Raw genomic sequence first — 19,855 nt, forward strand, 5'->3', positions numbered from 1 at the left:
TGATCCCAAATTAAGCCAGCATAAATTTTATACCAATTAAATTGGTATAAAATTAGTAATCCTCACTTAATATTAAGTAACAAATTGTTTTGTACTTACAAAAAATAAATATTTATGTAGTTAAATGTATAGGATTAGTTGAGAAATTCTCTATAAAAATGGAGAAAATCCTTCCAGAAAAAATATTTTTCTTAAAACAACACATCTAATTGATACTTGGTAGAATCATACCAAGAATAACCAAAACTGATAATATTATGCCAAGAAAAGAACAAGGATGGGTCACATTTCAAACCTCAGAGGACGAGCGAAAGATTCTGGAGGAGTTCTGCGAACAGTCTCAACGCACTAAGACTGAGATTCTGCGGGAACTCGTGCGTAGCCTTAATCAGCACTCATCAGCACCGATATCACCACCAATTCATCAGGAAAAACAGGAAGACATCTACTACACTCAAAAACCTAACATAGAAAGTAGTATTCAAAAGAAATCACTAAAAGTTAGTTCTCGCAATATTCTTAAAGGTGTCGTTAAACGAGTTGTTTATGGAGCAGTTAATAGTGAAGTGACTCTGGAGATTATTCATAAAGTAGAATTAACCTCGATTATCACAAGAGCTTCCGCAGAAGAGTTGGAACTATCTGAGGGAAAAGAAGCTTATGCAGTCATTAAGTCTAACGATATTGTCATTGCTAGAGAATAGAAATACGTTTATTTTAGGTGTTGGATATTAAATAATTCGTAATTCGTAATTCGTAATTCGTAAATTTTGTTTTGTAATGGGGATTTAACCCCAACACAAAACTTGCTTTTTTATTGAACCGGGGGACTTAAACCCACGGAACTAGTTAAAAAAATGAATTTAATTTCTACCAGATGTCTAATAGCTGTTTTCATATAAATGCAACACACAGAAGTAGGGTAAGCGCTGTGCTACTCTACTGATGTTGACACAGATAACATCCGTATGCTCCTACGCTTGCACGACAAAATCTGATGCACTCAGAGTTGGCGCACCAGTGAGAGTTGCAAATAGACCGCCACTGCCAAAACCAGCTGCACAGCCATTTTGGTTGTAGAACAACTGTCCACGAAAAGCGTCGTAGATAATTTTCGCCGTGCTAGCCGCCCCTGAAGAAGTGATTTTAAAATCGCTGGCATTACTAAAACCTGTTCCCGCAGTTGAAGTAATAGCACTAAAAGTAGTTTTATCTAGGATAATCTTATCACCTTGGGAACTGTTGAAGTCAGCGATCGCATCTACACCAACAGCAGTCAGGGCAAAAGCTGCATCGGTGTTGTAAAGGAATCTGTCAGAACCTACACCACCAACGAGAATATCATTGCCTACACCACCCACAAGAGTATCATTGCCGAATCCACCGATGAGAATATCATCCCCTGACCCGCCCCGCAACAGGTCATTGCCACTCAAGCCATTGATAATATCATTACCCCTTTGACCATTAATCACATCATTGGAGTTGTCAAAACCTGCGATGTTATTGTTTAAGTCATTGAGGAAGGTGACAGTGTTTTTGTTGAAAATGCTAGCTTGAGTAGAGTTGGCATTCAAGACATCAAAGCTGTCAGCGATGTTGCTTTGCCCATCAAACAGAATATTGCCAATCGCAGGGCTTGCTTGAGAAGCAAACAGATTATCGAGGTTTTCTAATTTGAAGTTTTGCAGAATGACTTTGGTAGAAGCCACATTTTCAAAGGTAACTTCTAAGTTATTACCATTTTGAGTTAATTGCAGATTTTGGGCAGTTAAACCACTACCTGTAAATTGCAAGGTGTCAAAATTTGCAATGACTTCTGCTGAAGGATTTGTACCTTTCCCAACGCCACCAAAATCGGTGATAATGTCATTGCGATCGCCAAGGCGAATAAAAAATTTATCTTGACCGCCGTTGCCTGTTAGAGTATCGTCACCAGTTAACCCATTGATGATATTGTTGATTGGTGAACCAAATAAGTTATCTGCACCAGGAGTTCCAGTCAGGTTGACAGAGGTGTTGCTACTAGCAATATTCTTTCCCCCAAACACTACATAGCTTTGCCCACTCTGAAAGCCGTTGGGGGAGGCACCTGGTGCCCCAATAATCAGGTCGTCAATGCCATCGTTGTTGATGTCCCCCGCATTGCTGACTGAGGAGCCTGAGTAGTCATCTGCTGCAATGCCGTTAATTAAAAAGCCATTCGTGCCATTCAAAGAAGAGAGGTTGAAGGTGCCGCCACTGCCCAGATTCGTCCCCCCAAACACTACATAGCTTTGCCCAGCATCAGAGTTGCTGTTGGCGTCGGCAACAGGTGTCCCAATAATCAGGTCGTCAATGCCATCGTTGTTGATGTCCCCTGCATTGCTGACAGACCAGCCTGAGTAGTCATCTGCTGCAATGCCGTTAATGAAAAAGCCATTAGTGCCATTCAAATCAGAGAGATTGAGGGTGCCGCCACTGCCCAGATTTGTCCCCCCAAACACTACATAGCTTTGCCCAGCAAAATCTTTGCCGTTGGGGGAGGCACTTCGTACCCCAATAATCAGGTCGTCAATGCCATCGTTGTTGATGTCCCCCGCATTGCTGAGTGACCAGTCTGAGTCGTCATTTACTGCAATGCCGTTAATGAAAAAGCCATTAGTGCCATTCAAATCAGAGAGGTTGAGGGTGCCGCCACTGCCCAGATTCGTCCCTCCAAACACTACATAGCTTTGCCCAGCACCACGGGTGCTGCCGTTGGGGGAGGCGCCTCGTGCCGCAATAATCAGGTCGTCAATGCCATCGTTGTTGATGTCCCCCGCATTGCTGACTGAGGAGCCTGAGAAGTCATCTTTTGCAATGCCGTTAATGAAAAAGCCATTAGTGCCATTCAAATCAGAGAGGTTGAGGGTGCCGCCACTGCCCAGATTCTTGACCCCAAACACTAGATAGCTTTGCCCAGCACGAGAGTTCCCGTTGGGGGAGGCATCACTTGCCCCAATAATCAGGTCGTCAATGCCATCGTTGTTGATGTCCCCCGCATTGCTGAGTGACCAGCCTGAGCCGTCATATGCTGCAATGCCGTTAATGAAAAAGCCATTCGTGCCATTCAAATCAGAGAGGTTGAGGGTGCCGCCACTGCCCAGATTCGTCCCCCCAAACACTACATAGCTTTGCCCAGTTTCAGAGTTGCTGTTGGCGTCGGCAAAAGGTGTCCCAATAATCAGGTCGTCAATGCCATCGTTGTTGATGTCCCCCGCATTGCTGAGTGACCAGCCTGACCAGTCACCTGATGCAATGCCGTTAATGAAAAAGCCATTCGTGCCATTCAAATCAGAGAGGTTGAGGGTACCGTCACTGCCCAGATTCTTGACCCCAAAAACTACATAGCTTTGCCCAGCACGAGAGTTGCCGTTGGGGGAGGCATTACTTGCCCCAATAATCAGGTCGTCAATGTCATCGTTGTTGATGTCCCCCGCATTGCTGAGTGACCAGCCTGAGCCGTTAAGTGCTGCAATGCCGTTAATGAAAAAGCCATTCGTGCCATTCAAGTCAGAGAGGTTAATGAAATTGAATGATGAATTAGCCATGATTTTCTCCTGTGTTTATTTGTTGACATATGTGTGCATCTACCCTTGCACCACAAAATCTGATGCACTTAGAGTTGGCGCACCAGTCAGAGTTGCAAATAGACCACCACTGCCAAAACCAGCCGCACAGCCATTTTAGTTGTAGAACAACTGTCCACTCACCGCATCATAAATAATTTTCGCCGTGCTGCTTCCCCCTATAGAAGTAATTTGGAAATCACTCTTCTTACTAAAACCTGTTCCCGCAGTTGAAGCGATGCCCACGGCAACCCGAAGCAGGAACGCGCTAAAGGTAGTCTTATCCAGTACAATCTTGTCACCTTGGGAACTGTTGAAATTAGCGATCGCATCTACACTAACAGCAGTTAGAGCAAAGGCTGCATCGGTGTTGTAAAGGAATCTATCATTGCCAGCACCACCGACAAGGGTATCATCGCCAGAACCCCCCCGCAGCAGGTCATTGCCACTTTTGCCGTCAATGATTGCCTAAGTAGTTATTTGCAGCAATGCCGTTGATGATGAAGCCATTGCTACCATTCAGATCAGCTAGATTCAAGAATGAACTAGCCATGATTTTCTCCTGTGTTTATTGATTGTTAGTCAGGGAATGGATTTTAAGGTTCTAAGCTTGATCCAAGTAGGGGCGTTAATCACTCATTCATAGTGTTGTAGACAGATCGCTATTGCTACCCTCTAACATTGGACTGCACATGATAATTCGTAATTCGTAATTCGTAATTCGTAATTAAGAAATTTAATTAGGAATTATGTTAGTAGCAGTCTTTGGGTATCATTTAGTCAAAGGACTTGACTTTTAAATCTTTAAAATACTTTGATATTTTTTAAAACATTTAGATACTCTTATGAATATGTAAGTAGTGTCAATAGGCTAAGTGTAATTATGGTAAAGTTATAGTTAAGTTGATAATGTGCAAAGTAAAGTTTTTGTGTAAGCGTAGCCCGTCGTAGATATTGCTCTCTCCAGATTGTGTATGTATCTATCTAAAGATATAAATAATTGGTGAAAAATGAACATTACACAAAGATATGGAGGAGGACACGAGGTTTTCTCTTTGCCTCTCACAATCTCTGCGTCTTTTTTGACAGCCTTCTGTTCATTTAAGTTTTCTCATTTCGCGTGGTGTTAACTCTTTGAGTACGGTAAACCGTATTTGCTCGTTAGTTCCCAAAGATTAATTTAATTGTTAAGTTTAGTTACATAAATAAAAAAGTGCTGCAAACATTGCTAGAGGGGAGAAATTATGAGAAGCGGTATATTTTTGAGAAACAAGACAAATTGAACGACTTTGCGCCTAGCCCATCGCCTAGTTTGGGCGGGAACGCCAGTACCTCGGATGTACATCACGCAAGAATATACGCTTGGTTTCACTAAGTATGCAGAAAAACTCAATGGTCGCTTGGCGGTGATTGGGTTTATATCTCTTATAGTTTTGGAAATCTTGACTGGTGTTTAATCAAGTTTATTGAGCTAAGTCAGAAATAAGATTTAATTAACATTGTTTAACATGGTTATGAAAGCTACAGATCAATTAGTGCATTTTTTAGAACAAGAGTTGGGTATTTCTGGTGGAGCAATTTCTCTTGCTTTGCGACATTGTGAGCAGACCCCCAACTTTCTGGCTATGACCCTCTGGCAGTATGGACTGGTAACACTGGATCAGTTAGCCCAAATTTTTGATTGGTTGGAAACAGTATAAGCTGCTGCTTCAACTATTTGGATGGTAAATAACAGACTTTCTGTGAAAGTCACATTTTCAACAGTTTTCATTTTAAGGATTAGTAACATCAATGCCAATTAAAGAACAGCCTAAGTCACCTCGGTTTCGGATCATTGCTAATATATTACTGGCAGTATCAGGGCTATTTTTGCTCTTAAATTTATTTTTGCCTGGTTTATTTGCTTCTGGCCCTACTGGTGTTCCCTATAGCTTGTTTATTCATCAAGTACAAGAAGGGGAAGTCAGCCGCGTTTCCGTTGGTCAAAACCAGATCATCTACCAACTAAAAGCAGAAAATGCCGAGCCGCCCCAGGTGTTTGCAACGACACCAATCTTTGATTTAGAGTTACCCAAACTGCTAGAACAAAAGGGAGTTGAATTCGCTGCTACACCTCCACCGAAGAATACTTGGTTTACAACCCTTTTAAGTTGGGTGATTCCACCACTGATTTTTATTGGTATTTGGCAATTCTTTCTCGCCCGTGGTGGTGGCGGTGGCCCCCAAGGTGCGCTTTCCATTGGTAAGAGCAAAGCTAAGGTTTACGTTGAAGGCGAATCAGCTAAAATCACCTTTGCAGACGTGGCTGGGGTAGAAGAAGCGAAAACTGAGTTAGTGGAAATTGTGGATTTCCTCAAGACTCCGGCACGATTTACGCAAATTGGCGCTAGGATTCCCAAAGGTGTGTTGTTGGTTGGGCCTCCGGGTACTGGTAAGACACTTTTAGCGAAAGCCGTAGCAGGAGAAGCAGGAGTTCCATTCTTCAGTATCTCTGGTTCGGAGTTTGTGGAATTGTTTGTCGGTGTGGGTTCTTCCAGAGTGCGGGATTTGTTTGAGCAGGCAAAGAAACAGGCTCCCTGTATTGTATTCATTGATGAATTGGATGCGATCGGTAAATCTCGTAGCAGTAACGGCTTCTACGGTGGTAACGATGAGCGAGAACAGACCCTCAACCAGTTACTAACGGAGATGGACGGGTTTGCAGCTGGGGATGCAACTGTGATTGTATTAGCAGCGACCAACCGCCCCGAAAGTCTTGACTCTGCATTGCTGCGTCCAGGCCGCTTTGACCGCCAAGTGTTGGTAGACCGTCCCGATTTATCTGGTCGGGAAGCAATTCTGAAGATTCACGCTCAAAAGGTAAAATTAGGAGATGATGTAGATTTAAGAGCGATCGCTACTCGTACCCCTGGTTTTGCTGGTGCAGATTTGGCAAACTTGGTGAATGAAGCGGCATTATTAGCAGCTCGCAATCTCCGTCAAAGTGTTGCTCAAGAAGACTTTGCCGAAGCAATTGAGCGGGTAGTCGCCGGTTTAGAGAAGAAGAGTCGAGTGATGAACGAGACTGAGAAAAAGATTGTTGCTTACCATGAAGTCGGTCACGCAATGGTAGGGGCGCTAACAACAGGAAACGGTCGCGTAGAAAAGATTTCGATTATTCCTCGTGGGATGGCAGCTTTGGGTTACACTCTGCAATTACCAACTGAAGACCGCTTTTTGATGAATGAAGATGAACTGCGGGGTCAGATTGCGACTTTGTTAGGTGGACGTTCCGCCGAAGAGATTGTGTTTAACAGTATTACAACAGGTGCTTCCAACGATTTGCAACGAGCAACTGACTTGGCAGAACGGATGGTAACAACTTATGGTATGAGCAAAGTCTTAGGGCCACTGGCTTACCAACAAGGACAACAATCAATGTTCTTGGGTAATGGTGCGGCTAATCCTCGGCGGGCGGTGAGTGAAGACACATCGAAAGCTATTGATAGCGAAGTCAAGGAAATCGTGGAAACAGCCCACGAGCAAGCCCTAGAGATTCTCAGACAGAACCGAGACTTGCTAGAAGCGATCGCTACTCAACTCTTAGAAACAGAGGTCATTGAAGGCGAAAAACTGCACAGTTTGCTGGGTCAGATTAAACCCGTAGCTAATTCGTAATTCGTAATGACGCTCGTTCCTCGCTACCGCTACGCTAACGTAATTTGTAATTAAGAAGTCAGGTTTTAAACTCAGAGGTACGCAGAGAATAACTTTGCGTACCTCTGCGTTAAACCTCCGCGTTACTTTGCGTTTTTAATACTCTGGAACAGAAGGATCAATTTCTCGACTCCAAGCGGTAATTCCGCCTTTGACATTCGTCCCAACAATCCCAGCTTCTTTGAGAATGGCGAGGGCTTTTGCCGATCGCCCGCCCATCTTACAATGAGCAATTAAGCGGTGACCGTTTAATATTTCCTTCACCTTCGCAACGCCATTGCCATTTTCAATGTCTGGTAAAGGCACCAACACTGAACCAGGAATTTTGGCAATGTCGTACTCGTTGGGGTTGCGAACATCTAGCAGTACAAAATCCTTCGCACCACTATCAAGCAACTCCTTCAAATCCTTAACGGTCATTTCTTGACTTTCCATCTGCTGTTTAGCCTCCTCTGCCTTAGCTTGTGGAATTCCGCAGAATTGTTCGTAGTCTATCAGCTTTTCAATCACTGGGCGAATTGGGTTAGGACGCAGCTTCAACTCCCGGAATTTCATATCTAAGGCGTTGTATAGCAGCAACCGTCCACTTAGGGTATTACCTTGTCCCAAAATGATTTTGACAGTTTCCGTTGCTTGGATTAAACCAATAATTCCGGGTAAAATTCCCAATACGCCACCTTCTGCACAAGAGGGAACCATCCCTGGTGGTGGTGGTTCTGGGAAAAGGTCACGATAATTTGGCCCACCTTGGTAGTTAAATACAGTAGCTTGACCTTCAAAGCGTAAAATGGAACCGTAGACGTTGGGCTTATTCAGCAATACGCAAGCGTCGTTAACTAGATATCTAGTGGGGAAGTTATCAGTACCATCCACGACGATATCGTAAGGTTGAAGGATTTCCAGGGCGTTTTCGGAAGTTAGGCGGGTTTCGTATAAATCAACCTGACAATAGGGGTTAATCTCGTGAATGCGGTTTTTTGCTGATTCAATCTTAGGTTTACCTACCCAGGATGTACCGTGGATGACTTGGCGTTGTAAGTTGGAAGTATCGACAACATCGAAATCGACAATCCCGATACGTCCAATACCCGCCGCCGCCAAATATAAAAGTAATGGTGAACCTAGTCCACCTGTACCGATACACTGGACACTGGCAGCTTTCAGGCGCTTCTGTCCTTCTAGTCCTACTTCCGGCAAAATCAGGTGTCGGGAGTAGCGTTCGTAATCGTCTTTGGTCAACTGGATTTCATCCAGATCCGGATTTAGCGACATACCATGTACCAATAGTTTCAAGGTTTAATCTAGTAATTCTAGTATTAAAATAGTAATTTAGTGCCTAGAAGCAAATTTAGGTACTTCTATTAGCTGTTTTTTACTAGTAATACTCTAGTTTACCACTAGGCTCGTGTACTGTATCCCTAACTCGCTTGCCCTAACTCGCTTGTATTAGCAAAGAGTCTCAATCTCGCTATCTTAGAGAACTTCAGACGTATAACCTGTATTGAAAGATTGATATTAATTTTTATTTTTAAAATATCAAAAATAGAAACATAAAAAACTCCCTTCATCCTAAAAGGGAGTTAGCTGAAAAAGATTAATGGATAATTATTGACTCAGCAACCCGATAGCCATTTCAAGATACATTTTCGCTTTATGCAAAGCTAGCAGTTTCTCTTGGGTGTATCTGTCTGGGTAATTCATAATTCTCCCTTCCATCGTGATTTTGATGAGTGCAGCTTGCTCATCAGTAGGGGCATTCATCTCATCTATGGCGTTACTCAGTGCTTGCATGAAAGCAAAGGTAGGAGGTTTTAATCCCTTACCGTTCTCAAACTGGGATAACGCCATACGAGGGAACACCATCAAAGATGTAATCCATGAAGTCTTGTACCCTTTATTCCCCCTTGGTTTGATGGCGTAGCGCAAGCATAGGTCACGAAGTTCTTTAATCGTTTTGATTTCGAGTTCCGAACGTGTAAACATAGAGTAACCATTCCTTAAAAGTGGTATCGGTGGTGTACTGTTTTGCTGACTGTTATCACCACCGATTAAATACTCTAATTATTTGTATACAGACAATTCAAGCTGTATTTATATTTCGCAATAATGCCAAACCCTAAAGGAAGTCCTGAAAATTTAGAACCGATACAACCAAAGGGCGAGGAACCCATGACAGCTAATATCAGTTTTAGATGCACTGAATCAATGAAAGAAGCGGTCAAAGCACAAGATGACCCTCCTGAATTTTGTAGAGAAGCTATTCAAAAAGCACTGGATGAAAAGAAAGGAAGGCAACAGTAAATAGTATTTAGATTGGTAAAACTGATTGATAAAATTCTTTAACGCAAACGGGCGGTAATTGAGTCGGTCAATGACCATCTCAAAAATATGTGTCAAATAGAACAATCTCGCCATCGTAGTCTATTTAACTTTTTAGTTAACTTGATGGCTGGTTTAGCCATATTTACCGACATAACCCCCAGCAAAAAAGGTGGGAAAATTGCGAAAAGTAGGACGTTTTGGTATTTCCCTTGATTATCCTGTTGCCAGTTGTTAGCCAAAAAATATTCAAAGGGTTTACCTTTCCCCGGTAACTAACTTTGCGTATCTATGCCACTTGTAGAAAACATTTTTTACACAGGTTAACCTATCTAAAAAATGTTATCTACACAACAGTGGTGAAGCCAGTACGAAATCGAAAAAATTTAGAAAAAACTATTATATGGTTCTCGCAAGCAAGAAGTCTAATGTATTAAGTGTATCTAATACGATACAGTAGACATGATTAGTATAAATGTATTAATTCGTGTGTATTACACTACGACACACTTGGAGAGCCAGGAAAATGTCAAATAAGGGAATAGCTACAAAAGAAAGGGTTTATGCTGCTGGGATTGAGCATAGCAGTTATGATCTGGGACGGAATATTAATCCTATCGAAAAACGATATGCGTCTTTAAAACTAAGCCGTTAAATTATATTTTCAATTGCCTCTGCTTGGAAATGATGAGTATCATCAAGGCTCCAGCTTCGGAGTTCTCCAGCTTTGCCGTTTTGGACGGAAACTATTATATACGAGTATCCTTGCCAAGCGTATAGGCGATCGCATTCTGAAGGGATAGCAGGATGATCTGGGTGGGAGTGAAAAATGCCGATAATGTTGAGTGAACTGTCGCGTGCTTCCCTTTGTGTTTTTAACATAACTTTGGGTGCGATCGCATATTGCTGTCTTTTACTTTCTGCTGTGCGTTCCCCTGAGAACTCAGCCGCCGCTTCTGTATTCCAGGCATTTTCTGTTGGTATGACTTCTACCACAACTTTACCCCCATTAGCCAGATAACCCAAAATTATACCACAGCATTCCTCTGGATAGGTGCTTTCGGCATGAGTGCGGATAGTTTGTAAGTGTTCTTGGCTAAATCGGATCATCTCTGCGTTTGTAATTTTAGTAACCTCTAGCGATTGTTGCACAGATATAAGATATTGCCAGGCGTAGGCGTAGCCCGCCGCAGACATCGCACCGTTCAAAAAGGAAAATATGTATTTTGCATCACTCCTTCAAACATTTGCCTAGTGCTTTCTGGAAATTATTACCTGTAAACTCAAATAATGTGAAGAATATATAAATTTTAGTATCTATCTATATATATAGCAATCCGAATTGAATCGTGAGAAAATACGGTGATTAAAAGTTCGTATTTATAAGCTTTTCAGCCTTTTACTATCTCACAAATGATTTAGGATTGCTATACATTTATCGAGAAAGAATGTAAAGAGTATGCAAAGACGCTTATTTAAGTATAGACATCTAAGTAAGATATTAAGTATGTAATTATTTTGAGGCTATTGAGATGTTCTCTATTTTCAAGCTAGACACCCACAGAGAACAGCTCACTACGTACAAGCCTTTTCTTTTCATAGGGTGAATTTTCAAGAAATATTACTGTTCCTCAAGGTTGGCGTGTAAAGTATGCCGAAAACGACAAATTGAGGCGAATTTTTATGCCCTAAAACAGCACTAAACTCAAGGTTGAGAACTGAAGTTACTGAAAAAAATGATTCAGGTAGGTAAAAATTATGGAAAATATCACTGGAACCAACGGTAACGATACCCTAGTAGCCAACTTCGAGGCTGACACGATTAACGGTAAAGCAGGCAACGATACAATAATCACAGATAGCTATAGCGAGTACACCCTGACTGGTGGCGCTGGTAACGATCAATTTGTTTACAACAACTTTGGCTTTGGACCTAGCCCTGATACCATCACTGATTTCGGTGGTGTGGGTAAAGGCACAAATCCAACAGCAGCAGTCATTGCCGAAGTAGACACCATCAAATTCCTTAGTCCTGGCTTAACTGCCCGAAATCTGCTGCTCACGCAAAATGGCAGCAATCTAGAAATCACCTTTCAAAGTGTAGTTCCAAATGCCAAAATCATTTTGCAAAACTTTGTCCAGGAAAACCTGGATAACCTCAGGAAATCTACTGGAGCCACTGTCAACTTAGGCAATATCCAGTTTTATGGGCAAACCAGTATCAGTGATAGCTTTGATGTCATCAATGCCAACTCCACCCAAAACAACCTGTTCCGCAAGAACACAGTTACCTTTTTTAATGACCTGAATAACTATGTCAACGGCTTTGACAACTCAGATGATGTCATCAATGGTCAGGGCGGGGATGACAAAATCGATGGCTTAAGTGGCAATGACCTGCTGCGTGGTGGCGCGGGGAATAATACTCTCATTGGTGGCGCTGGTAACGATAACTTGTATGCTGGTTTTTCAACAGGCGATAACTTACTTTCGGGTGGCGTTGGTAACGATACCTTGGATGTTAGCGCTTCAACAGGCGATAACCTACTTAATGGTGGCGATGGCAATGATTATCTTTTGGCCTCTGGCAACGACGAGTATTTGGGAAACGGAAACATCTATTACTCTTTAGGCAATAACACCCTCAACGGTGGTGCTGGTAACGATACCTTAGGTCTTTTCTTATCAGAAGGCGATAACCTACTCATTGGTGGCGATGGCAATGATTATCTCAGAAACTATTCCAATAAGTATGAGCTTAGTGGGATATCAGGCAATAACACCATTATCGGAGGCGCTGGTAACGATAGCTTGGGTCTTTCCGGTATAACAGGCGATAACCTACTCATTGGTGGCGATGGCAATGATGAACTCTTCATTTATCTCTACTCTGATGCAGGAAGTAACAACACGCTCCAAGGAGGCGCTGGTAACGATGGTTTGAGTATTAACAATTCACAAGGCGATAACCTACTGGATGGAGGTGATGGCAATGATAGTCTTTCGTCCGCGGTCCCCCCAAACCGCTACGAATTCACTTCTGGCAATAATACCCTCAACGGTGGCGCTGGTGATGATAATTTTGATGTTAAATTTTCAACAGGCAATTATCTGGTCTCTGGGGGCGATGGCAACGATACGATATATATGAGTCCTACTGGCAATGATACGATCGATGGGGGTACAGGTGACGATTTATTCTCCTATAACTATAACTCCTTTTTTACCAACTTAAGATTTACCGAGGGTATCACAACGATATTCAATGCCACCACTAACATTGGCTCATTTACGGCGGGCGCAAATCGGGCTAGCTACAAGAATATCGAACGATTAGACATTTTAGGTACAGATTACGATGACAACATTGTGGGGAGCAATGGCAACGATACGCTCTCTGGGGGCAATGGTGGCAACGATAGCCTCTATGGAGGAGCTGGTACTGATACCTTTGCTTTCTTTAGTTTAAATGAAGGCATTGATAGACTGTATGACTTCAACGCGACTAATGAATTGATTCAGGTATTGGCTGGTAATTTTGGTGGCGGGTTATCAATAGGTTCACTCTCAACTAGTCAGTTTAAGATTGGAGCATCTGCAACCACTAGCGAAGAGCGATTTATCTACAACGGCATTACAGGTGCATTGTACTTTGACCAAGATGGTAGTGCGTCTAGGTTTACTCAAGTACAATTTGCACAACTATCTGCTGGATTATCACTAACTGAAAACAATTTTGTGGTTATTTAATCGTGATTAGCGCTCTATTACTAAGCGAGAAAGCTTGAGAATGTGAGGTGCTTAAGATAGCATCTTGCATTCAATTTATTAAGGGACTTCCAAGAAATAAATTATCCAATTTCACGCCCATCAAAACAACTTTCTTTCCCCCTGCTCCCTGCCCCCTTGCCTTAACAGCGATGGGATATTTATTTATTTGGAAGTCCCTTAAGCCGCCCTTTGCGCGTCTACAGGTGTCTACATTCCTCAACTTTCGGCATGTGTATAGATGATTTTTAAGTTTTTCTAGCTAAGTTGGGCTGCGTTTCCAATTTATACACGTAGTTTTATGTAGTTATTATTACTTAGATTTAATACATTGCTATACAGTTTCTTTATCTTACTCACTGCGTAAGCGTAGCCTAACTAAAGCGATCGCCACGATTAATTCCATATTTCTTTATTATTCTTTCAAGCATCTAACAAGTTCCCTGCCTTGGAAGCTCGGCTCAAACAACTCTTTGTCTGTTGCTTTCTGCAAATAAATTCTTGGCCATAAAAATGTTATATATACTGGCAATAAAGTATTTATATATACATTAGCAAAATAAATGTGAAGAGTATGCAAAGATGTGTTTTAACTATAGACATCTCGGTAAATATTCATATATGGTTATTACAAATGGTTATTACAGTGTTATTTAAATGTTTCCTATTTTAAACTAGACACCCACAAGCGATAGCCCACAATGAGGGTATAAAAATCCCTTTACCTATTTTCAAGACAGCAGGACTTACGTATTGAAAAATTAAAGTATGGAATCTGAGTTTCAGGCATTTAAGTTTAATTTGGCGACGCTTTTTCAGTGATTGCTATTCAATCAAGGATGATTAAAACAAGCCTGAAACGACTTATTTGAGTTCATCCACACAGTCATGAATTTGTACAGTGTGTGAAACTTTAATACTTAGACAAGTGGCAATACTACTCGGTTAAGAAAATTTGTAAGTTGGATTGTAGCAAGATCCCCGTAGGGGTAGGTCGTGAAACCCAACAAAGCCCTGAAAATGTTGGGTTACCGTGCGGGAAGCCCCTCGGGTCTACGTTCCTCAACTCAACCTACACTGAAGTGATTTTTTAGGCAAAACCTACACAGTATTGAGATAGGTGCTACTTGTAACCTGCTCAACAGAATGAATTTTCGATAAAAATTACTGTTCCTCAATAGTGACACAAAGGAATTTGTCGAAAGTGTCAACTCTCGGCTAGTTCTTTGTGCGCTAAAACAGCACTAACTCAGGGTTTAGAACTAAAGTTACTCCAACAATAGATTAAATAAGGTAAAAATTATGACAAATATCATTGGAACTATCGGTAATGATACTCTCATTGGTGGTGAAGGGAATAACATCCTCCTTGGTGATACTGGCAGCGATTACTTAGACGTTAACTCTTCAACAGGCAATAACCTATTGGATGGTGGCGATGACAATGATACTCTCTCGGCCTTAGGTGAGTACGATGTGGTGTCTGGTAATAACACCCTCAACGGTGGCGCTGGTAACGATAGCTTGAGTGCTAACAGTTCAGCAGGCGATAACCTACTGGATGGTGGTAATGGCAATGATTCTCTTAGTGTCTCTGGTGGCTACTACGACCCTGAAGTGTCTGGTAATAACACTCTCAATGGTGGTGCTGGTAATGATACCTTGAGTGCTTTATATTCAACAGGCGATAACTTCCTGGATGGTGGGGATGATAATGATTATCTTAACGTCAATCTTGCCAATGGCAATAATACCCTCAACGGTGGCGTTGGTAACGATTCTTTGAGTGCTAACATTTCAAGAGGCAATAATCTGCTCTCTGGTGGCGATGGCAATGATTCTCTTAGTGCCTCTAACTTCGAGGGCTACAGGTTTGATAACACCTCTGGCACGAATACCCTCAATGGTGGCGCTGGTGACGATTACTTGAATGTTAACTGTTCACGAGGCACTAATCTGCTCAATGGAGGCAATGGTAATGATTCTCTTAGTGCCTCTACCTATGGCTACGGCTACGGAGGAAGGTGTTATATCACCACTGGCAATAACACCCTTAACGGTGGTGCTGGTGCCGATAACTTGAATGTTGACTATTCATCAGGCGATAATCTGCTCTCTGGAGACGATGGCAATGATACTCTTAGTGCCTCTGGCTACAAGTACGACGAACAGGGCGAGTTCGGCAAAGGAGTCTATCGCAGAGCATCAGGAAATAACACCCTCAACGGTGGCGCTGGTGCTGATAACTTGATTGTTGATTATTCAACAGGCACTAATCTGTTGGATGGTGGCGATGGCAACGATACTCTTAGTGCCTATGGCGCATTAGGTAATAACACTCTTTATGGTGGTTTTGATAATGATATCATCACAGGTGGGAACGGTAATGACACCCTCTATGGAGGAGATGATACTGATACCTTTGCTTTCAATAGTTATAATCAAGGCGTTGATAGTCTTTATGATTTCAACGCCACTGATGAGTTGATTCAGTTATCGGCTACTGGTTTTGGTGGCGGGTTAGCAACACCTTCACTTCAGAAAAGTCAGTTTACCATCGGAGTATCTGCAACCGCGATCGCTCAACGATTTATCTATGACTTGGTTACAGGTGGACTGTACTTTGACCTTGATGGCAGTGCGTCTGGGTTTACTCAGGTACAATTTGCACAATTATCTGCTGGATTATCACTAACCGAAAACAATTTTGTGGTTGTTTAATTGTAATTAGCACTCCATTACTTTAAACACAGATTGCGAGGTGCTGAAAATAGCATCTCGCACTCGATTGTTTAATGCAATTTAGTGCTAACAGAGAGTAGATGTTAGGTTTAGTTCTTCAACTTTCGGTATGTGTGCGGATGATTTGCAAGTGTTCTTGGCTTAGTTGATTTATGTCTGCATTCATAATTCTGATAATTTATAGCGGTTCTCACTTGAGTGGAATACAGTGTGGGAGGATGGAGTATATCAAGAACCATGTGCATCGATATGAAAGCTTACTCCACCGATTTACGCTCGGTTATAGCTGACTAGATTTGGGAAGGCATTCTTCCAATCAGGTAGAACTTGCAATGTATAAAAATCTTTAAATGTACGATACCCAGACCCATGAAATGCAATGACGATAGTCATGATCTCCCTCAAACACATTCGACACTTGCTTAATTTCTCCCCTTTCTCTGCGGTAGGTGTGCTTCCTTCCATCCTGATTCAAAAATTTGGCAGAAGTCGAAGTCGTCTAAGTCGCAAAAAACGTTTGTGATATCCAAGCGAGACTGTAGATGTGCCATAACGGTCTTACGCGATCGCCACCTCTTTTATTGAATCCCTAACCAGTAACTATAGTCAATTCAGCCCGTCGAACTCACGTTAAACTCAAGGTTGAGAACTGAAGTTACTGAAAAAATCGATTTAGGTAGTTAAAGATTATGGCAAATATCATTGGAAGCAATGGTAATGATACGCTAGCGGGCAGCGACAGCGCGGACACGATTAAGGGTCTTGCAGGCAACGATATTTTGAATGTTGACTCTTCAACAGGCAAGAACACCCTCGACGGTGGCGCTGGTGACGATGAATTGTATGCTAACGGTTCAACAGGCGATAACCTGCTTCTTGGAGGCGATGGCAATGATATTCTTAGCGCCAGTGAGCTTTCTTTTGAGACAGGATTGGGATACGGCTTTATTGGCTCCTCAGGCAATAACACCCTCAATGGTGGCGCTGGTGACGATACATTGCGTGCTGAGTCTCCAAAAGGTAATAAGTTACTCTCTGGAGACGATGGCAATGATTATCTTTCCACCTCTGGCGTTTATGCTTATGGTAGATATGGCTATACCCTTGGCTCCTTAGGCAATAACACCCTCAACGGTGGCACTGGTGACGATACATTGCGTGCTGAGATTTCAACAGGTAATAACCTACTCTTTGGTGGCGATGGCAATGATAATCTCTCCATCTCTGGCATTGTTAGCGAAACCAGTGGTGGAGATTTTTACGATCCCTCCTCAGGTAATAATACCCTCTACGGTGGCACTGGTGACGATACATTGCGTGCTGAGATTTCAACAGGCAATAACTTACTCTCTGGTGGCGATGGCAATGATTCCTTGTATCTAAGCACCTCATCCCCAGATACTGTCCGCTCTTATTTAGTGACTCAAACGGTAGATGGGGGTCAGGCTGACGATTTGCTGTCCGTCGATTACAGCAATGCTACTGGAGGAATCACAACAACATTTAATGCCACTACTAACATTGGCTCGATGACAGCAGGCAAGTATAAGGTTAGCTACAAGAATATCGAAAGATTAAATATCTCAGGTACAGACTATGATGACTTGATTGTGGGGAGCAATGGCAACGATACGCTCTCCACTGGCGGTGGTAACTTGATTTCGACGAGTAATGGCGACGTTCTCTCCACAGGCGGTAGTGGCAAGGATACGATAGATGGGGGTAATGGTGACGATTTGTTGTCTGTCGATTACAGGAGTAATGCTACCGCAGGAATCACTTCGACATTCAATGCCAGTACTAACATTGGATCAATTATGGCGGGCATGAATCAGGTTAGTTACAAAAATATCGAACGATTAAATATCTCAGGTACAAACTACGATGACTTAATCGTGGGGAGTAATAACAATGATACGCTCTCTGGGGGTTCTGATGGTAATGATACCCTCTATGGAGGAGCTGGTAGTGATATCTTTGCTTTCAATTATTACTATAGTTTCTATGAAAGCGTTGCTAGCCTTTATGATTTCGACGCCACTAATGAACTGATTCAGATATCGGCTTATAAGTTTACTTATGTGTTTTATGATAGTGGGTTAAGGTTATCACCAGGTTCACTCTCAGCTAGTCAGTTTACCTTTGGAACATCTGCAACCACGATCGCTCAACGATTCATCTATGACAATGTTACAGGTGGATTGTTCTTTGACCCAGATGGCAGTGCGTCTGCATTTACTCAGGAAAAATTTGCACAACTATCTGCTGGATTATCTCTAACCGAAAACAATTTTGTGGTTGTTTAATCGTGATTAGCACTCCATTACTTTAGGCAGGGATTGCGGGGTGCTGAAAATAGCACCTCGCGTTTGATAAATTAATGCAATTCGCTAAAGTTGATTTCGTGCTTTGAGTTGCAGATATCGCTCAACTAACTGATCGGCAATTTGATTTGCTGGTGCATCTAGTACTAATACACCTTTTTGTTTCAGCTGGGCAAATGCTACTTGTCGTTGCATTAATAAATCGAGTGCTACTGCACGGGCATAAGTATTTGTAATATCATCTGTGAAGTTGTGTGCTAAACGATCAACTTGCGGATCTCGCAGAGTCACGCAAAATGGGAGACAGCGCGGTGCTAGCTTGGAGAGTGCAGCCAGGAGTTCTGTAGAAGCGGTGACATCAACTAAGTCGGTAATCACCACTACCAGCGCCCTGCGAGTTTGACGCTGCACAACATTTGTCACCGCCCCCAAATAATCAGATTCAAATAACACTGGTTGAATTGGAGTCAGGCGATCGATTAGCTGATTCAAATGATGTTGACCGCGTTCTGGGGGAATCCACGTATGCATTTGGCGGTCAAATACACCAACACCGACGCGATCGCCTCGATGCAACCCCGCCAATGCTAAGGATAAAGTTGCATTCAAACCCCAGTCAAATCGCTGCAATTTCTGCACTTTTGCTGTCATCAACCGCCCGCGATCAAGCAAGATTAGTAAAGTTTGTTCCTGTTCGGGTTCTAGAACTCTCACCAGTGGCGTTGCATTATTATATGCCCCAACCCGACGGGCGGTAGCTTTCCAATCAATAAACCGCAAATCGTCACCAGTGCGATAGTTCCGCAGTTCGGAAAACTCTGTACCGATACCAGTTTGGCGAGATTGGCGGATTGATCCTGATGATTGCAATGTCAAACGAATTGTGAGCGATCGCAATCCCACTAAATCAGGATAAACTTTCACTGGCAGACTTTGGGGAATTTGCCAATCATCCCAAGCTAATCCCCAAATTCCCAACTGTCGAACTTGAATATTTCCCCAAGGAAACTCTCCCCTCTGTGTCGGGTTGACGGTATACGTCAATTCCTGGGTGCTGTTACTGGGAACAATAGCGCGGAGTGTGGGTGCAGATACGCCAAACCCTGTTGGGTAGTAGTCGCAGATTTCAATTAGGGCGTTGGCTTTTGGCGATGTTACTTTTAGCACCACTGGATTATCCCGCCCAATGGATAATCGTGAGGGTAATTCGCGGCTAATTTGCACACGAGAACGCCGCACCTGCAAACCATCTATAACCATCAATCCGAGAACGATCGCATCAAATAACAAAGTGATGGCGATCGCTGCTTTAATGCTGAGAAAAAGGCATAGGATCGGGGTGATCACTATACCCAAAACCAACAATAAGTAAACTCGTCTGGAAGGAACCATTTTTGAGAGTGAGAAGTTAGGAGA

At 42.6% G+C, this 19,855-nt stretch carries 15 protein-coding genes and 2 pseudogenes; 10 read left to right on the forward strand and 7 right to left on the reverse strand.

The window, feature by feature from the left end; all coding sequences use genetic code 11:
• Positions 1 to 257: 257 nt before the first annotated feature.
• A complete protein-coding gene (locus tag LC653_RS26360; RefSeq protein WP_229489611.1) occupies positions 258 to 704 on the forward strand; it encodes a TOBE domain-containing protein in 447 nt (148 codons plus the stop codon).
• A gap of 270 nt (positions 705 to 974) precedes the next feature.
• On the opposite strand, the gene LC653_RS26365 is transcribed toward LC653_RS26360, so the two are convergent.
• Complete coding sequence (locus LC653_RS26365; protein ID WP_229497656.1) at positions 975 to 3,572, reverse strand: beta strand repeat-containing protein; 2,598 nt, start codon at positions 3,570 to 3,572, stop codon at positions 975 to 977.
• A 256-nt stretch (positions 3,573 to 3,828) separates the two neighbouring features.
• Here LC653_RS26365 and LC653_RS26370 point away from each other — a divergent pair, with 256 nt between their 5' ends.
• Complete coding sequence (locus tag LC653_RS26370) at positions 3,829 to 3,966, forward strand: hypothetical protein (protein WP_229497657.1); 138 nt, start codon at positions 3,829 to 3,831, stop codon at positions 3,964 to 3,966.
• Between the two features lie 41 nt (positions 3,967 to 4,007).
• Here LC653_RS26370 and LC653_RS47490 read toward each other — a convergent pair.
• Positions 4,008 to 4,055 (reverse strand): annotated as a pseudogene (locus LC653_RS47490) (hypothetical protein); the annotation flags it as partial.
• Between the two features lie 872 nt (positions 4,056 to 4,927).
• Here LC653_RS47490 and LC653_RS26375 point away from each other — a divergent pair.
• The 3 genes from LC653_RS26375 to ftsH4 all read left to right on the forward strand — a co-directional run bounded on the left by LC653_RS26375 (position 4,928) and on the right by ftsH4 (position 7,247).
• Positions 4,928 to 5,047: a CAB/ELIP/HLIP family chlorophyll-binding protein gene (locus LC653_RS26375; RefSeq protein ID WP_504828434.1), complete on the forward strand. Its 120-nt coding sequence runs from the start codon at positions 4,928 to 4,930 to the stop codon at positions 5,045 to 5,047.
• A gap of 57 nt (positions 5,048 to 5,104) precedes the next feature.
• Positions 5,105 to 5,290 (forward strand): DUF2949 domain-containing protein, encoded by a 186-nt coding sequence (locus tag LC653_RS26380; protein ID WP_229452785.1) that lies wholly within the window; start codon positions 5,105 to 5,107, stop codon positions 5,288 to 5,290.
• Positions 5,291 to 5,381: 91 nt separating this feature from the next.
• The gene (gene ftsH4 / locus LC653_RS26385; RefSeq protein ID WP_229497659.1) at positions 5,382 to 7,247 is read left to right on the forward strand and encodes an ATP-dependent zinc metalloprotease FtsH4; all 1,866 of its coding nucleotides are present in this window, start codon (positions 5,382 to 5,384) and stop codon (positions 7,245 to 7,247) included.
• Positions 7,248 to 7,382: 135 nt separating this feature from the next.
• Here ftsH4 and moeB read toward each other — a convergent pair whose 3' ends face one another.
• Together moeB and LC653_RS26395 are read right to left on the reverse strand one after the other, a co-directional pair.
• Positions 7,383 to 8,558: a molybdopterin-synthase adenylyltransferase MoeB gene (gene moeB, locus LC653_RS26390; protein WP_229497660.1), complete on the reverse strand. Its 1,176-nt coding sequence runs from the start codon at positions 8,556 to 8,558 to the stop codon at positions 7,383 to 7,385.
• Between the two features lie 333 nt (positions 8,559 to 8,891).
• Positions 8,892 to 9,269, reverse strand: coding sequence for a hypothetical protein (locus LC653_RS26395; protein WP_229497661.1), 378 nt, complete (start codon positions 9,267 to 9,269; stop codon positions 8,892 to 8,894).
• A gap of 123 nt (positions 9,270 to 9,392) precedes the next feature.
• Between LC653_RS26395 and LC653_RS26400 the strand changes: the two genes are divergently transcribed.
• Entirely contained in the window at positions 9,393 to 9,587 is a 195-nt protein-coding gene (locus tag LC653_RS26400; protein ID WP_229452789.1) for a hypothetical protein, read from the forward strand.
• 12 nt (positions 9,588 to 9,599) lie between these two features.
• A pseudogene (locus tag LC653_RS26405) lies at positions 9,600 to 9,821 on the forward strand (transposase); the annotation flags it as partial.
• A 435-nt stretch (positions 9,822 to 10,256) separates the two neighbouring features.
• On the opposite strand, the gene LC653_RS26410 reads toward LC653_RS26405, so the two are convergent.
• Positions 10,257 to 10,715, reverse strand: coding sequence for a M67 family metallopeptidase (locus LC653_RS26410; RefSeq protein ID WP_229497689.1), 459 nt, complete (start codon positions 10,713 to 10,715; stop codon positions 10,257 to 10,259).
• Positions 10,716 to 11,363: 648 nt separating this feature from the next.
• Here LC653_RS26410 and LC653_RS26415 point away from each other — a divergent pair.
• Both LC653_RS26415 and LC653_RS26420 read left to right on the forward strand, forming a co-directional pair.
• Positions 11,364 to 13,355, forward strand: a complete 1,992-nt coding sequence (locus LC653_RS26415; RefSeq protein WP_229497662.1) for a beta strand repeat-containing protein — start codon at positions 11,364 to 11,366, stop codon at positions 13,353 to 13,355.
• Between the two features lie 1,320 nt (positions 13,356 to 14,675).
• Positions 14,676 to 16,094 carry a calcium-binding protein gene (locus LC653_RS26420; RefSeq protein WP_229497663.1) on the forward strand — a complete coding sequence of 473 codons (1,419 nt, stop codon included), beginning with the start codon at positions 14,676 to 14,678 and terminating at the stop codon, positions 16,092 to 16,094.
• 291 nt (positions 16,095 to 16,385) lie between these two features.
• On the opposite strand, the gene LC653_RS46380 is transcribed toward LC653_RS26420, so the two are convergent.
• Complete coding sequence (locus LC653_RS46380) at positions 16,386 to 16,508, reverse strand: hypothetical protein (RefSeq protein ID WP_267923177.1); 123 nt, start codon at positions 16,506 to 16,508, stop codon at positions 16,386 to 16,388.
• 296 nt (positions 16,509 to 16,804) lie between these two features.
• Between LC653_RS46380 and LC653_RS26430 the strand changes: the two genes are divergently transcribed.
• Positions 16,805 to 18,421 carry a calcium-binding protein gene (locus LC653_RS26430; protein WP_308189144.1) on the forward strand — a complete coding sequence of 539 codons (1,617 nt, stop codon included), beginning with the start codon at positions 16,805 to 16,807 and terminating at the stop codon, positions 18,419 to 18,421.
• A gap of 84 nt (positions 18,422 to 18,505) precedes the next feature.
• Here LC653_RS26430 and LC653_RS26435 read toward each other — a convergent pair whose 3' ends face one another.
• Positions 18,506 to 19,831 (reverse strand): DUF58 domain-containing protein, encoded by a 1,326-nt coding sequence (locus LC653_RS26435; protein WP_229497664.1) that lies wholly within the window; start codon positions 19,829 to 19,831, stop codon positions 18,506 to 18,508.
• Positions 19,832 to 19,855: the final 24 nt, after the last annotated feature.

The sequence above is a fragment of the Nostoc mirabile CHAB5784 genome (genome assembly GCF_020829645.1).
Lineage (GTDB): Bacteria > Cyanobacteriota > Cyanobacteriia > Cyanobacteriales > Nostocaceae > Nostoc > Nostoc mirabile.

Bases quoted from the DNA above. Each gene is read 5' to 3' on its own strand.
- LC653_RS26370 (WP_229497657.1), top strand. From the start codon at position 3,829: ATGCCCACGGCAACCCGAAGCAGGAACGCGCTAAAGGTAGTCTTATCC.
- LC653_RS26375 (WP_504828434.1), top strand. From the start codon at position 4,928: ATGTACATCACGCAAGAATATACGCTTGGTTTCACTAAGTATGCAGAA.
- LC653_RS26430 (WP_308189144.1), top strand. From the start codon at position 16,805: ATGGCAAATATCATTGGAAGCAATGGTAATGATACGCTAGCGGGCAGC.
- LC653_RS26380 (WP_229452785.1), top strand. From the start codon at position 5,105: ATGAAAGCTACAGATCAATTAGTGCATTTTTTAGAACAAGAGTTGGGT.
- LC653_RS26415 (WP_229497662.1), top strand. From the start codon at position 11,364: ATGGAAAATATCACTGGAACCAACGGTAACGATACCCTAGTAGCCAAC.
- ftsH4 (WP_229497659.1), top strand. From the start codon at position 5,382: ATGCCAATTAAAGAACAGCCTAAGTCACCTCGGTTTCGGATCATTGCT.
- moeB (WP_229497660.1), bottom strand. From the start codon at position 8,558: ATGTCGCTAAATCCGGATCTGGATGAAATCCAGTTGACCAAAGACGAT.
- LC653_RS26360 (WP_229489611.1), top strand. From the start codon at position 258: ATGCCAAGAAAAGAACAAGGATGGGTCACATTTCAAACCTCAGAGGAC.
- LC653_RS26395 (WP_229497661.1), bottom strand. From the start codon at position 9,269: ATGTTTACACGTTCGGAACTCGAAATCAAAACGATTAAAGAACTTCGT.
- LC653_RS26410 (WP_229497689.1), bottom strand. From the start codon at position 10,715: ATGATCCGATTTAGCCAAGAACACTTACAAACTATCCGCACTCATGCC.
- LC653_RS46380 (WP_267923177.1), bottom strand. From the start codon at position 16,508: ATGACTATCGTCATTGCATTTCATGGGTCTGGGTATCGTACATTTAAA.
- LC653_RS26420 (WP_229497663.1), top strand. From the start codon at position 14,676: ATGACAAATATCATTGGAACTATCGGTAATGATACTCTCATTGGTGGT.
- LC653_RS26400 (WP_229452789.1), top strand. From the start codon at position 9,393: ATGCCAAACCCTAAAGGAAGTCCTGAAAATTTAGAACCGATACAACCA.
- LC653_RS26435 (WP_229497664.1), bottom strand. From the start codon at position 19,831: ATGGTTCCTTCCAGACGAGTTTACTTATTGTTGGTTTTGGGTATAGTG.
- LC653_RS26365 (WP_229497656.1), bottom strand. From the start codon at position 3,572: ATGGCTAATTCATCATTCAATTTCATTAACCTCTCTGACTTGAATGGC.